Genomic DNA, 13,935 nt, shown 5'->3' on the forward strand with positions numbered 1-13,935 from the left:
GTTCCCATGCGCGTGACCCAGTTTTTCGCCGCCGCCGCGTTGGCGCTGGCCAGTACGTTTGCCGTAGCTGCGGCAACCGATAGCAGTGCCGTTGCCGAGCAGGCCATCCGTAAATCGTTGCAGAACCTTGAGCTGGAAGTGCCCGTGGAAAGCGTGGCCAGCAGCCCGCTCAACGGCCTTTATGAAGTGAAGCTGCAGGGCGGCCGCGTGTTGTACGCCAGCGCCGACGGCCAGTTCGTGATGCAGGGCTACCTGTTCCAGATCCAGGACGGCAAGCCGGTCAACCTCACCGAAAAAACCGAGCGCCAAGGCATCGCCAAGCTCATCAACGGCATTCCAGCCGCCGAGATGGTGGTTTATCCTGCCAAGGGTGAGACCAAGTCGCACATTACCGTATTCACGGACACCACCTGCCCGTACTGCCACAAGCTGCACGCCGAAGTGCCCGAGCTGAACCGTCGCGGTATCGAAGTGCGCTACGTCGCCTTCCCGCGTCAGGGCCTCGGCTCGCCGGGTGACCAGCAGTTGCAGGCGGTGTGGTGCTCCAGCGACCGCCGTGGGGCGATGGACAAGATGGTCGAAGGCGAAGAAATCAAGGCTGCCAAGTGCACCAACCCGGTCAGCAAGCAGTTCCAGCTGGGCCAGTCGATCGGCGTCAACGGCACGCCGGCCATCGTGCTTGAAAGCGGCCAGGTCATTCCGGGCTACCAGCCGGCACCGCAGGTCGCCAAGCTGGCACTGGCCAAGTAATCCAATTCAGTACGCCGTCGTCATGGGGTGACGGCATGTTTCACGGTCGGCAAACGTGCTGGCCGTTCAATGGGGAGTTCACAGTGAAACCGGTCAAAGTAGGCATCTGTGGGTTGGGGACCGTCGGTGGCGGAACCTTCAATGTACTTCAGCGCAACGCCGAGGAGATTGCCCGCCGTGCCGGGCGCGGTATTGAAGTGGCACAGATCGCCATGCGCTCGCAGAACCCGAACTGCCAGATTACCGGTACCCCCATTACCGCTGACGTGTTCGAAGTTGCGAGCAACCCGGAGATCGACATTGTCATCGAGCTGATCGGTGGCTACACCATCGCCCGCGACCTGGTACTCAAGGCCATTGAAAACGGCAAGCACGTGGTCACCGCCAACAAGGCGCTGATTGCCGTGCACGGCAACGAAATCTTCGCCAAGGCCCGCGAGAAGGGCGTCATCGTCGCCTTCGAAGCGGCCGTGGCTGGCGGCATCCCGGTGATCAAGGCCATCCGCGAGGGCCTGTCGGCCAACCGCATCAACTGGCTGGCCGGTATCATCAACGGCACCGGCAACTTCATCCTCACCGAAATGCGCGAGAAGGGCCGCGCCTTCCCGGACGTGCTGGCCGAAGCCCAGGCGCTGGGTTACGCCGAAGCCGACCCGACCTTCGACGTCGAGGGTATCGACGCCGCGCACAAGCTGACCATCCTGGCGTCCATCGCCTTCGGCATCCCGTTGCAGTTCGACAAGGCCTACACCGAAGGCATCACCCAGCTGACCACCGCTGACGTGAACTATGCCGAGGCCCTGGGCTACCGCATCAAGCACCTGGGTGTGGCGCGTCGGACTGCAGAAGGCATCGAGCTGCGCGTACACCCCACGCTGATCCCGGCTGACCGCCTGATCGCCAACGTCAACGGCGTGATGAACGCCGTGATGGTCAACGGTGACGCCGCCGGTTCCACCCTGTACTACGGCGCGGGCGCCGGCATGGAGCCTACCGCTTCGTCGGTGGTCGGTGACCTGGTGGATGTGGTGCGTGCCATGACCTCCGACCCGGAAAACCGCGTGCCGCACCTGGCCTTCCAGCCAGACGCGCTGTCGGCCCACCCGATCCTGCCGATCGAAGCCTGCGAAAGCGCCTACTACCTGCGCATCCAGGCCAAGGATCACCCGGGCGTACTGGCCCAGGTGGCCAGTATCCTGTCGGAGCGTGGCATCAACATCGAGTCGATCATGCAGAAGGAGGCCGAAGAGCAGGACGGCCTGGTACCGATGATCCTGCTGACCCACGGCGTGGTCGAGCAGCGTATCAACGATGCCATCGTCGCCCTGGAAGCCCTGCAGGACGTGGTCGGCAAGGTCGTGCGCATCCGCGTCGAACAGCTCAATTAATTGTGTTCTCGGGCCGCTGGCGCGGCCCGGGCCTTAGCATCGAAGGTTTGCACCCATGCGCTATATCAGTACCCGCGGCCAGGCACCGGCCCTGAATTTCGAAGACGTGCTGCTGGCTGGCCTTGCCAGTGACGGCGGCCTGTACGTACCCGAGAACCTGCCACGCTTCACCCAGGAAGAAATCGCCTCGTGGGCCGGCCTGCCGTACCACGAACTGGCCTTCCGTGTGATGCGTCCGTTCGTCGAAGGCAGCATCGCCGACGCCGATTTCAAGAAGATCCTTGAAGAAACCTACGGCGAGTTCGCCCACGCCGCAGTCGCCCCGCTGCGTCAGCTGAACAGCAACGAGTGGGTGCTGGAGCTGTTCCACGGCCCGACCCTGGCGTTCAAGGACTTCGCCCTGCAGCTGCTCGGCCGCCTGCTCGACCACGTGCTGGCCAAGCGCAACGAGCGCGTGGTGATCATCGGCGCCACCAGCGGTGACACCGGTTCCGCCGCCATCGAAGGCTGCCGCCGTTGCGACAACGTCGACATCTTCATCCTGCACCCGCACCAGCGCGTGTCGGAAGTGCAGCGCCGCCAGATGACCACCCTCTTCGGCGACAACATCCACAACATCGCCATCGAAGGTAACTTCGACGACTGCCAGGAAATGGTCAAGGCCAGCTTCGCTGACCAGTCGTTCCTCAAGGGCACCCGCCTGGTAGCGGTCAACTCGATCAACTGGGCGCGGATCATGGCCCAGATCGTCTACTACTTCCATGCAGCCCTGCAGTTGGGTGGCCCGGCGCGTTCGATCGCGTTCTCGGTCCCTACCGGCAACTTTGGCGACATCTTCGCCGGTTACCTGGCGCGCAACATGGGCCTGCCGGTCAGCCAGCTGATCGTCGCCACCAACCGCAACGACATCCTGCACCGCTTCATGAGCGGCAACCAGTATGTGAAGGAAACCCTGCACGCGACCCTGTCGCCGTCGATGGACATCATGGTTTCGTCCAACTTCGAACGCCTGTTGTTCGACCTGCACGGCCGCAACGGTGGCGCCATCGCCGAACTGATGGCCAACTTCAAGCAGGGCGGTGGTTTCAGCGTCGAGCAAGACCGCTGGACCGAAGCGCGCAAGCTGTTCGACTCGCTGGCCGTCAGCGACGAGCAAACCTGCGAGACTATTGCCGAGGTGTTCGCCGCCACGGGTGAAGTGCTCGACCCGCATACCGCAATCGGCGTCAAAGCCGCGCGCGAGTGCCGTCGCAGCCTGGCCACGCCGATGGTGGTGCTGGGTACCGCCCACCCGGTCAAGTTCCCGGAAGCGGTGGAGAAGGCAGGTGTTGGCAAGGCGCTGGAGCTGCCGGCACACCTCAGCGATCTGTTCAGCCGTGAAGAGCGTTGCACGGTACTGGCCAATGACCTGAAAGCTGTTCAGAGCTTTGTCAGCCAGCACGGCAACCGCGGCAAACCGCTGTAATCGTGTTTCTTTCTGGGGCTGCAGCGCGGCCCCAGAAGCTCGGACTTTTCCTCGATCGCTTCAGAAATCCCCTATTCAGGCACGCTAAGGCATAGCCTAGATTGGCCGGTCCTCTCACCAGGAGCGGCTCATGCACCACACCTACGTGTTGATTCACCAGGCTCGCCCGTCCCACCAGATCCTTTTGCATCAGGCCCTCAATGCCCAGGGCGTTTTCGACGTGCGCATCAGCGCAAACACCACTCACCTCAACGCCTGCCTCGGCGCTGAGCGTCGCCCTGATTTATTGATCCTTGACCACGCCATGCCAACCCAGGCTGGCCTCGCCTTGCTCGCCCAGCAGCACCGGGCGCGTGCGCTGTTGTTCGTCGGTCAGCCCACCCCCAAGCGCCATAACCTTGCCCAGGCAGCCAGAAGCCGGGGGCTGTGGGTGCTCGCCGAGCTGCCCTGGCCGCTGTCGATGCCGCGCCTGCAGCATGCCCTGCAAACACTGCAGACACGCCCGGGACCGCGTATTCAAACTGTCATCTCAGCCCCGCATGCTCACTGAAGCGGGCGCGGTTTGACGAACTTTCTGCGGCGCCTGCTGGTCAGTTCCTTTAGATCCCACCACGCAGCGAGTGATCCGGATGGAAAGAATCTGCAGCCTGCTCAACGACGCCCTGACCCCCTACCAGACTCACCTCGGCACCACCGATGCCAATGGCAATCGCCAACTGACCGTTTACGACCGCCTCGCCGGCATCACCCTGCGGCGCACGGTCAGCGAGCGCCAGTTGAAGGAGCAACGCCTGTTGATCGATCTGGTGGATGGCCTGCACCGTGACCTGCAGATCGCCGAAGGGCGCTTGCAGCCCTGCGTGATCGCGGCATTGCAGCAGCGTCAACAACCGCAGGGAACCTTTGCCTGAGTGGTTTATCAGACACTGTAGGGGCAGCCAGCCAGTGCTTTGCTCCGGCGCTGGCAAGGCTGTCACGGGAAGTCCCCAAGGACTTTCGCTTGGCCCCGGGCGTCTTCCCCAGCGTCCGGGGTTTCTTTTTTCAGGTGATCAAGGGGCTTCGAAGAAGCGTTTGCTGTCTTCCAGGTAGTCTTCCTGCAACGACGGGTCCAGCCAGTGCGCATACAAGCCAGGCAGCACGTCCCGGCGCAAAGCAGGCAATAGCCGGTTGATATGCGCTACCGCTTTGCGGCCCGACGGATTGTCAGAACAGGCGACATGGAGAAACTGATAGCGCTCCCCCCCCTGGACAGGATGAAACTGATAGTCGGCCAGCGAGCCGCCTTGCTGCTGAAGCAAGTAACGAACTTCGTGCCAGTAGCCGAGCACCAAGCGTAGGCGCCCCAGTTTTTGCATTTGCAGCAAGTTAGCTGTGGCGTCGTTGCCATAGTGCCGGCTAAGCGCAGTATCAGGTAGCTGCTGCAGAATGGCGTCGATCTGCTTGCCATAGCTACGTTCGGCAACAATGCCCAGTTTCACCGGCGCCTTGCTCAGCAGGCCATGCAGGTCCACTTCCTGGCTTTCGAGGTAGGGCGCTACCAGTGCCTGGTTTTCTTTGCGCAGCACCAGGCCACCGCTGAGCACACCCAGCGTTGGCATGGAAAAAAGCGCATATCTGGCTCGTTCCGGGGTCCATAGCAGGGTCGGGTCGCAGGTGAATGTGTTGCGGTCTTGCAGCATCTGGATGCCGCGTGCACGGTTCACCCGCACGATGGTGTGGTCGTACTCGGCCATCTGCCTGGTCAGCAGCGGCAATAGCTGGTCGATCACCCCTTGGCCTTTTTGCGGGCCTTCGAAAATGGTGAAGGGTGGCAGGTCGCGCACCAGCCAGAAGATGCGCTCCTTGGCGCTGGCAGATTGCATGAGCAATGCGGGCAGTAGCCCGCACAGCAGGATCAGGTGGCGTAGCCAGCAGGCAGCGCGCATCGGCAAGGGCAGCGGCAGGCTTCAGACCGCGCCGGCCTGGCGCAGGCCGGCAATGGCCGCTGCGTCATAGCCCAGGCGGGTGAGCAGTGCCTCGGTGTGTTCGCCCAGCGCCGGGCCGACCCACTCGGTGGAGCCAGGTGTATCCGACAGCTTGGGCACGATGCCCGGCGTGCGGAACGGCTTGCCATCCGGCAACTTGGCCTGCAGGAACATCTCTCGTGCCAGGTATTGCGGGTCATTGAACATGTCCTCGGCCGAGTAGATGCGGCTGGCAGGCACCTCTGCCGTGGTCAGCACCTGCATCAGTTGGTCCAGCGGCAGGCTGTTGGCCCAGCGGTCAATCACTCCGTAGAGTTCGTCACGGCGCAGGTCGCGGCCATCATTGGTGGCCAGGGTAGGGTCATCCGCCAGGTCGGTGCGGCCAATCGCCAGCATGAAACGTTTGAAGATGGCATCGCCGTTGGCGCCAATTTGCACATGCTTGCCGTCGGCGCTGGTGTGGATGGAGGAGGGTGTGATGCCCGGCATGATGTTGCCGGTGCGCTCGCGGATAAACCCGAACACATCGAATTCCGGCACCATGCTTTCCATCATGGCGAAGATCGCCTCATACAGCGCCACGTCCACAACCTGGCCCTGGCCGCCATTGACCTCATGGTGGCGCAGCGCCATTAACGCGCCAATCACCCCCCACAGGGCAGCAATTGAGTCACCGATGGAAATGCCCGTGCGCACCGGCGGGCGGTCGTCGAAGCCGGTAATGTAGCGCAGACCACCCATCGACTCGCCCACCGCGCCGAAGCCGGGCTGGTCTTTCATCGGCCCGGTCTGGCCAAAGCCCGACAGGCGTACCATGACCAGACGCGGGTTAAGGGCATGCAGCACATCCCAGCCCAGGCCGAGCTTTTCGAGCACGCCCGGGCGGAAGTTTTCGATCAGAATGTCGGCTTGGGCCAGCAGTTTTTTCAGCACCTCGCGGCCTTCGGGGTGCTTGAGGTTAAGCGTGAGCGACTGCTTGTTGCGCGCCTGCACGAACCACCACAGCGAAGTGCCCTCATACAGCTTGCGCCACTTGCGCAGCGGGTCGCCGCCATCCGGAGACTCGACCTTGATCACTTCTGCACCGAATTCGGCACAGATGCGTGAGGCGAACGGCCCGGCAATCAGCGTGCCGAGTTCCACAACTTTAAGGCCGGCGAGGGGTTTGCTGGGCGTCGACATGGGGCATCCGTGGCAGCTGGGCAGAGCCGTGGTTTTATCACACGTCGGTTTCGCCGGGTACTGCTGCGGCGCATGGACGGTGCGGATGGGTTAGACTGTGCCACTTTTCTTTTGCACGAAGCCCCTCGACCATGGCCCAGCCGTCCACCACCTACAAGTTCGAATTGAATCTCACCGACCTCGATCGCAACGTCTACGAAAGCGTCAAGCAAACCATCGCTCGTCACCCGTCGGAAACCGAAGAGCGTATGGCAGTTCGTTTGTTGGCGTACGCGCTTTGGTACAACGAGAACTTGTCGTTTGGCCGTGGCCTGTCGGATGTCGATGAGCCGGCGCTGTGGGAAAAGAGCCTGGACGACCGCGTGCTGCACTGGATCGAAGTCGGCCAACCCGATGCCGACCGCCTGACCTGGTGCTCGCGCCGTACCGAGCGCACCAGCCTGCTGGCCTACGGCAGCCTGCGCGTGTGGGAAGGCAAAGTGGTGAGCGCGGTCAAGAACCTGAAGAACCTGAGCATTGCTGCCGTGCCACAGGAAGTGCTGGAAACCCTGGCCACCGACATGCCGCGCAGCATCAAGTGGGACGTGATGATCAGCGAAGGCACGGTGTTCGTGACTGACGACCGTGGCCAGCATGAAGTGCAACTGCAGTGGCTGCTCGGTGAGCGTGGCTGAAGCAACCCATGCGTATCGAACCTCGCCCCCTGCCGCCGACCCTGCCATTCCTGGGTAACCTGCCTCCCTTGCTGACCCGCCTGTACGCCGCCCGTGGCGTGCAAAGCGAGGCCGAGCTGGACAAAAGCCTGGCGCGTCTGCTGCCGTATCAGCAGCTCAAGGGCATCGAGGCCGGTGTTAACCTGCTGGTCGAGGCCCTCGACCAGCGCCAACGTATCCTGATTGTGGGTGACTTCGATGCCGATGGTGCCACCGCCAGCACTGTCGGGGTGCTGGGCCTGCGCCTGCTGGGCGCGGCCCATGTCGATTACCTGGTGCCCAACCGGTTCGAGTACGGCTACGGCCTGACCCCGGAAATCGTCGAGGTGGCGCTGCAGCGTCAGCCGCAATTGCTGATTACTGTGGACAACGGCATTTCCAGTGTTGAGGGTGTGGCCGCTGCTAAGGCTGCCGGGCTCAAGGTACTGGTCACCGACCATCATCTGCCGGGTCAGCAACTGCCTGACGCCGACGCCATCATCAACCCCAACCAGCCGGGCTGTACGTTCCCGAGCAAGGCGCTGGCCGGGGTCGGGGTGATCTTCTATGTGCTGATGGCCCTGCGCGCGCGCTTGCGCAGCTTGGGACGCTACGAGACGCAACCGCAGCCGAACATCGGCGAACTGCTCGACCTGGTCGCGCTGGGCAGCGTCGCCGATGTGGTACCGCTGGATGCCAACAACCGCATTCTGGTGCACCAGGGCCTCGAGCGTATTCGCGCCGGCCGTGCCCGGCCAGGGCTGAAAGCCATTCTGGAAGTGGCCCGCCGTGACCACCGGCGCATCACCTCGACCGACCTGGGTTTCATCCTTGGCCCTCGGTTGAACGCTGCCGGGCGCCTGGACGACATGAGCCTGGGCATCGAGTGCCTGCTGTGCGAAGACGCGGCCCTGGCCCAGGACATGGCTCAGCAGCTGGACGACCTGAACCAGGACCGCAAGTCCATCGAGCAGGGCATGCAGCGCGAAGCCCTGGCCCAGCTCAAGGACCTGCCGGTCGAGTCCATGCCTTATGGCCTGTGCCTGTTCGATGCAGATTGGCACCAAGGCGTGATCGGTATTCTGGCTTCGCGCCTGAAAGAACGTTATCACCGGCCGACTATCGCTTTTGCCGATGCCGGCGAGGGCATGCTCAAAGGTTCGGCGCGTTCGGTGCCGGGGTTCCACATCCGTGACGCGCTGGATGCCGTAGCGGCCCGCCACCCCGAGCTGATCAGCAAGTTCGGCGGCCACGCCATGGCAGCGGGGCTGTCGTTGCCCGAGGGCAATTTCCCCGCATTTGCCGAAGCATTCGACGAAGAAGTGCGGCGCCAGTTGCGTGAAGAAGACCTCACCGGCCGGTTGCTGTCCGATGGCAGCCTGGCCGTGGAAGAGTTCCACCTCGACCTGGCCAAAGCCTTGCGCCACGCCGGCCCTTGGGGCCAGCACTTCCCAGAGCCGCTGTTCCATGGCGTGTTCCAGCTGGTGGAGCAGCGTGTGGTGGGCGAACGGCATCTGAAGGTGGTGCTCAAGAGCGAGTGCGGTTCGGTGCGGCTGGACGGTATTGCCTTCGGCATCGACCGCGAAGTGTGGCCGAACCCGACCGTGCGCTGGGTCGAGCTGGCCTACAAGCTGGATGTGAACGAGTTTCGTGGGAATGAAAGTGTGCAGTTGATGATTGCCCACATGGAGCCACGCTGAGGGTCTCGCGGGGTTCGCCTTGATTTTTGTGGTGTGACGGAGATAGAGCGCCGCCCGCGCGGCGCTCGATCTCACAGGCGACATCACTTTCGAGCCAACCACCATCCAGCACCTACCCCCCACCCATTCTGGTCTAGTCTGAAGTTATGACCGGACCTGGGCCAGGGACGTGCAATTGAGTGTCCGGGCCGGATCACCATTGGAGTCCTTGGGAGGTGCCCTCATGAGCCTGCTGCTCGAGCCTTACACCCTGCGTCAGCTGACCCTGCCCAACCGCATCGCTGTGTCACCGATGTGCCAGTATTCCGCCGTCGATGGCCTGGCCAACGATTGGCACCTTGTTCATTTGGGCAGCCGCGCCGTGGGTGGTGCAGGCCTGGTTATCACTGAAGCCGTGGCGGTCACCGCGGATGGCCGCATCACCGCCGAAGACCTTGGCCTGTGGGACGACGCTCAGATCGCCCCGCTGCAACGTATTACCCGCTTCATCACCGCACAAGGTGCCGTGCCTGGTATCCAGCTGGCCCACGCCGGGCGCAAGGCCAGTACCTATCGCCCATGGCTGGGCAAGCAGGGCAGTGTGAAGCTCGAAGACGGTGGCTGGCAGCCAGTAGGGCCATCAAAGATTGCGTTCGACCCACAACACACGCCGCCACGTGAATTGAACCACGACGAGATCCAGGGTGTGATCGCTGCCTTCGTCGCCTCGACCGAGCGCGCCTTGAAGGCCGGTTTCAAGGTGGTCGAAATCCATGCGGCCCATGGCTACCTGTTGCATCAGTTCCTGTCCCCGTTGAGTAACCAGCGCCGCGACGAGTACGGCAGCTGCTTCGAGAACCGCATCCGCCTGACCCTGCAAGTGGTCGAGGCCGTGCGCAAGATCTGGCCGGCCGAATTGCCGCTGTTGGTGCGGGTATCGGCAACCGATTGGGTCGAAGACGGCTGGAACCCCGATGAAACCGTCGAACTGGCCCGCCGACTGCGCGGTTTGGGTGTCGACCTGATCGACGTATCTTCCGGCGGCACTTCGGTAAACGCCGAGATCCCTACCGGCCCCGGCTATCAGACCCGCTTCGCCGAACGCGTGCGCAAGGAATCGGAAATCGCCACCGGCACCGTGGGCATGATCACCGAACCGGCTCAGGCCGAGCACATTTTGCGGACCGGCCAGGCCGACATCATCTTCCTCGCCCGCGAACTGCTGCGCGACCCATACTGGCCGCTACATGCCGATGATGACCTGGGCGGTAACAAAGCTACCTGGCCCGCGCAGTACCAACGTGCGACCAGCCGGGCCAACCCGATTCACGAGTCGGATCTGCGCGACTAGCATTGTCGGCTTGCGGGTGGTTGGCAAAAATTTTGTGTAGGGCTGAAATCGAGCGCCGCCCGCGCGGCGCATCGCGAGCTGCGCTCGCTCCTACGTTAGTTTCAGGCCAATTACTCCTGTGAAGTTTGTGCGCGAACGCTTTGGCGCATGGCTCTATATCGCGTCATACAAACAAGGTGGTCGCGCGCGTCTGTCACAGGCATAACAGGCCCGAAACAAACGTAGGAGCGAGCGCAGCTCGCGATGCGCCGCGCGGGCGGCGCTCGATTTCTCAGGCCATACAAATCTAACGCCCTACTCCAGAGCCTTCCTCAATGCTTGATCATCACATGCCGCACACAGGTGTAGTCCTCCAGCCCATACATCGACATGTCCTTCCCGTACCCCGAATGCTTCTGCCCGCCATGGGGCATTTCGCTCACCAGCATGAAGTGGGTGTTCACCCAGGTGCAGCCATACTGCAAGCGCGCTGCCAGGCGGTGGGCGCGGCCGGTGTCGCGGGTCCATACCGATGAGGCCAGGCCGTAGTTGGAGTCGTTGGCCCACTCCAGTGCCTGCGCTTCGTCGGTGAAGCGGGTGACCGACACCACCGGGCCGAACACTTCATTGCGCACGATCTCGTCATCCTGCTGGGCATCGGCCAGCACCGTCGGCTCGAAGAAGAAGCCCTCGCCATCGATCACCTTGCCCCCCCGTCACCAGGCGAATGTGCGGCTGGGCGATGGCGCGCTGTACCAGGCCGGCTACCTTGTCGCGGTGCTGGGCACTGATCAGTGGCCCCAGCTCGGTGTCCTCGGCATCTTGCAGGCCGGGTTTGAGGCTTGCGACGGCTTCACCCAGGCGCTCGACAAAGCGCTCGTAGATCCCGTCCTGCACATACAGGCGGCAGGCGGCGGTGCAGTCCTGGCCGGCGTTGTAGAAGCCGAAGGTGCGGATGCCATCAACGGCAGCGTCGATGTCGGCATCGTCGAACACCAGCACCGGGGCCTTGCCACCCAGTTCCATGTGCATGCGTTTCACGCTGTCGGCGGTGGCGCTGATGATGTGCGCGCCGGTAGGGATCGAACCGGTCAGCGACACCATGCGCACCTTGGGGTGATTGACCAGCGGGTTGCCCACCGTCTGGCCGCGGCCGAACAGGATGTTCAGTACGCCCGGTGGCAGCAGGTCCTGAGACAGCTCACCCAGGCGCAGGGCGGTCAGTGGGGTCAATTCGGAAGGCTTGATCACCACGGTGTTGCCAGCGGCCAGAGCGGGGGCGATCTTCCAGGCCAGCATCATCAACGGGTAGTTCCACGGGGCGATCGAAGCCACCACGCCCAGCGGGTCGCGGCGGATCATCGAGGTGTGGCCCGGCAGGTACTCGCCGGCCGCCGAACCGCCCAGGCAGCGCGCGGCACCGGCAAAATAGCGGAACACGTCGGCAATGGCCGGGATTTCGTCATTCAACGCGGCACTCAGCGGCTTGCCGCAGTTCTGCGATTCAAGCCGGGCCAGTTCATCGCCATGGGCTTCGATGGCATCCGCCAGCGCCAGCAAGGCTTGCGAGCGGTCCTTGGGGCTGGTTTGCGACCAGCTGTCGAAGGCCTGGTCGGCGGCGCGCACGGCGCTGTCCACCTGGGCTTCGGTGGCTTCATTGATCTGCGCCAGGGCAGTGCCCAGCGCCGGGTTGAGCACGGTCCAGGCCGGGCCTTGGCCAGCGACCAGTTGGCCATTGATCAGCATCTGCGTTTGCATCGGGGGACTCCTCCAGGGTCATTTGCCACTGCCCGCGACGCTTTCACCGCCGCGGGTCAGGTAATAGGCGCCAAGGATCGGCAGCATGGTCACCAGCATCACCAGCATGGCGACCACGTTGGTCACCGGCACGTCGCGTGGGCGGCTGAGCTGGTTGAGCAGCCAGATCGGCAGGGTGCGTTCGTGGCCGGAAGTGAAGGTGGTGACGATGATTTCATCGAACGACAGGGCAAAGGCCAGCATGCCGCCGGCCAGCAGCGCCGAGCCGAGGTTGGGCAGGATGATGTAGCGGAAGGTTTGCCAGCCATCGGCGCCCAGGTCCATCGAGGCTTCGATCAGGCTTTGCGAGGTGCGCCGCAGGCGGGCGATCACGTTGTTGTAGACGATGACCACGCAGAACGTGGCGTGGCCGACCACGATGGTGAACACGCCGGGTTCGATACCCAAGGTCTTGAACGCTGAAAGCAGGGCTATACCGGTGATGATGCCGGGCAGGGCGATGGGCAGGATCAGCATCAGCGAAATGCTCTCCTTGCCAAAGAAATTGCGCCGATACAGCGCCGCCGAGGCCAGCGTGCCGAGGACCAGGGCGATTAGCGTGGCCAGGCAGGCCACCTGTAGCGACAGCTTGATTGCCTCCAGTACATCGGGCCGGGCGAAGGCTACGGCGAACCATTTCAAGGTAAAACCCTTGGGTGGGAAACTGAACGCCGCGTCTTCGGTGTTGAAGGCGTACAGGAAGATGATCAGGATCGGAAAATGCAAAAACAGCAACCCGCCCCAGGCCGCCAGGCGCAGCCCCGTTGATGCTTTTTCAGAGTGCATCGAAGGCCCCCAGGCGCTTGACGATGGACAGGTACACCGCAATCAGCACGATCGGCACCAAAGTGAACGCGGCAGCCATCGGTATGTTGCCGATCGCCCCTTGCTGGGCATAGACCATGCTGCCGATGAAATAGCCGGGCGGGCCGACCAGTTGCGGCACGATGAAGTCGCCCAGGGTGAGCGAGAACGTGAAGATCGAGCCGGCCGCAATGCCCGGAATCGAAAGCGGCAAGATCACCTGGACGAAGGTTTGCCCAGGCCGTGCGCCGAGGTCTGCCGAGGCCTGCAGCAGTGAAGGCGGCAGGCGCTCCAGCGAGGCCTGGATCGGCAGGATCATGAACGGCAGCCAGATGTACACGAACACCATGAAGCGCCCCAGGTGGGAGGTCGACAGCGTGCTGCCGCCCACGCCCGGCACGGCCAGCACCGCTTGCAGCAGCCCGTCCAGGTGCAGCTGCTGGACAAACCACTGCGCCACGCCGCCCTTGGCCAGCAGCAGGGTCCAGGCATAGGTCTTGACGATGTAGCTGGCCCACATCGGCATCATCACCGCGATGTAGAAAAACGCCTTGGTCTTGCCGCTGGTGTAGCGCGCCATGTAATAGGCGATGGGGAAGGCCAGCACCGCGCTGGCCAACGACACGGCCACGGCCATGCCCAGGGTGCGCAGGATGATGTCGAAGTTCGACGGGTTGAACAGCGCGGCGAAGTTGCCCAGGGTGAGGTCCGGGGCCACCGCCATGGTGAAGTCGTCAAAGGTATAGAAGCCCTGCCACAGTAGGTTCAGCAACGAGCCCAGGTAGATCGCGCCAAACCAGGTCAGCGGCGGTACTAGCAGCAGTGCCAGGTACAGGTTGGGGCGCCGGTACAGCAGGTTGGACAGGCTACGCAGTGCACTCATG

At 63.1% G+C, this 13,935-nt stretch carries 12 protein-coding genes and 1 pseudogene; 8 read left to right on the forward strand and 5 right to left on the reverse strand.

The window, feature by feature from the left end; genetic code table 11:
• The first annotated feature begins 6 nt into the window (after positions 1-6).
• The 5 genes from ACF8R4_RS14735 to ACF8R4_RS14755 all read left to right on the forward strand — a co-directional run bounded on the left by ACF8R4_RS14735 (position 7) and on the right by ACF8R4_RS14755 (position 4,514).
• On the forward strand, positions 7-750 hold the full coding sequence (locus ACF8R4_RS14735) for a thioredoxin fold domain-containing protein (protein ID WP_392492796.1): 744 nt from the start codon (positions 7-9) through the stop codon (positions 748-750).
• An 83-nt stretch (positions 751-833) separates the two neighbouring features.
• The gene (locus ACF8R4_RS14740; protein ID WP_016712995.1) at positions 834-2,138 is read left to right on the forward strand and encodes a homoserine dehydrogenase; all 1,305 of its coding nucleotides are present in this window, start codon (positions 834-836) and stop codon (positions 2,136-2,138) included.
• Positions 2,139-2,193: 55 nt separating this feature from the next.
• On the forward strand, positions 2,194-3,603 hold the full coding sequence (gene thrC, locus ACF8R4_RS14745) for a threonine synthase (RefSeq protein ID WP_060497389.1): 1,410 nt from the start codon (positions 2,194-2,196) through the stop codon (positions 3,601-3,603).
• A gap of 130 nt (positions 3,604-3,733) precedes the next feature.
• Complete coding sequence (locus ACF8R4_RS14750; RefSeq protein WP_164524986.1) at positions 3,734-4,153, forward strand: histidine kinase; 420 nt, start codon at positions 3,734-3,736, stop codon at positions 4,151-4,153.
• Positions 4,154-4,232: 79 nt separating this feature from the next.
• Positions 4,233-4,514: a DUF3509 domain-containing protein gene (locus ACF8R4_RS14755; RefSeq protein ID WP_104834076.1), complete on the forward strand. Its 282-nt coding sequence runs from the start codon at positions 4,233-4,235 to the stop codon at positions 4,512-4,514.
• A 138-nt stretch (positions 4,515-4,652) separates the two neighbouring features.
• Here the strand turns inward: ACF8R4_RS14755 and ACF8R4_RS14760 are convergent, their stop codons facing one another.
• Together ACF8R4_RS14760 and ACF8R4_RS14765 are read right to left on the reverse strand one after the other, a co-directional pair.
• Complete coding sequence (locus ACF8R4_RS14760) at positions 4,653-5,528, reverse strand: TIGR02285 family protein (RefSeq protein WP_392492799.1); 876 nt, start codon at positions 5,526-5,528, stop codon at positions 4,653-4,655.
• A gap of 21 nt (positions 5,529-5,549) precedes the next feature.
• Complete coding sequence (locus ACF8R4_RS14765; protein ID WP_060497385.1) at positions 5,550-6,749, reverse strand: CaiB/BaiF CoA-transferase family protein; 1,200 nt, start codon at positions 6,747-6,749, stop codon at positions 5,550-5,552.
• 131 nt (positions 6,750-6,880) lie between these two features.
• Between ACF8R4_RS14765 and ACF8R4_RS14770 the strand changes: the two genes are divergently transcribed.
• From ACF8R4_RS14770 to ACF8R4_RS14780, 3 genes are all read left to right on the forward strand, one after another.
• The gene (locus ACF8R4_RS14770; protein ID WP_003252169.1) at positions 6,881-7,423 is read left to right on the forward strand and encodes a YaeQ family protein; all 543 of its coding nucleotides are present in this window, start codon (positions 6,881-6,883) and stop codon (positions 7,421-7,423) included.
• Positions 7,424-7,431: 8 nt separating this feature from the next.
• Complete coding sequence (recJ, locus tag ACF8R4_RS14775) at positions 7,432-9,141, forward strand: single-stranded-DNA-specific exonuclease RecJ (RefSeq protein WP_060497384.1); 1,710 nt, start codon at positions 7,432-7,434, stop codon at positions 9,139-9,141.
• A 223-nt stretch (positions 9,142-9,364) separates the two neighbouring features.
• Positions 9,365-10,471 (forward strand): NADH:flavin oxidoreductase/NADH oxidase, encoded by a 1,107-nt coding sequence (locus tag ACF8R4_RS14780; RefSeq protein WP_060497383.1) that lies wholly within the window; start codon positions 9,365-9,367, stop codon positions 10,469-10,471.
• 311 nt (positions 10,472-10,782) lie between these two features.
• Here ACF8R4_RS14780 and ACF8R4_RS14785 read toward each other — a convergent pair.
• From ACF8R4_RS14785 to ACF8R4_RS14795, 3 genes and pseudogenes are all read right to left on the reverse strand, one after another.
• Positions 10,783-12,208 (reverse strand): annotated as a pseudogene (locus tag ACF8R4_RS14785) (gamma-aminobutyraldehyde dehydrogenase).
• A gap of 18 nt (positions 12,209-12,226) precedes the next feature.
• Positions 12,227-13,033, reverse strand: coding sequence for an ABC transporter permease (locus ACF8R4_RS14790; RefSeq protein ID WP_060497381.1), 807 nt, complete (start codon positions 13,031-13,033; stop codon positions 12,227-12,229).
• Positions 13,023-13,934: an ABC transporter permease gene (locus ACF8R4_RS14795; RefSeq protein ID WP_060497380.1), complete on the reverse strand. Its 912-nt coding sequence runs from the start codon at positions 13,932-13,934 to the stop codon at positions 13,023-13,025. The genes ACF8R4_RS14790 and ACF8R4_RS14795 overlap by 11 nt, the downstream gene beginning before the upstream one ends.
• Position 13,935: the final 1 nt, after the last annotated feature.

The organism is Pseudomonas sp. FYR_2 (assembly GCF_043106425.1).
Lineage (GTDB): Bacteria > Pseudomonadota > Gammaproteobacteria > Pseudomonadales > Pseudomonadaceae > Aquipseudomonas > Aquipseudomonas monteilii.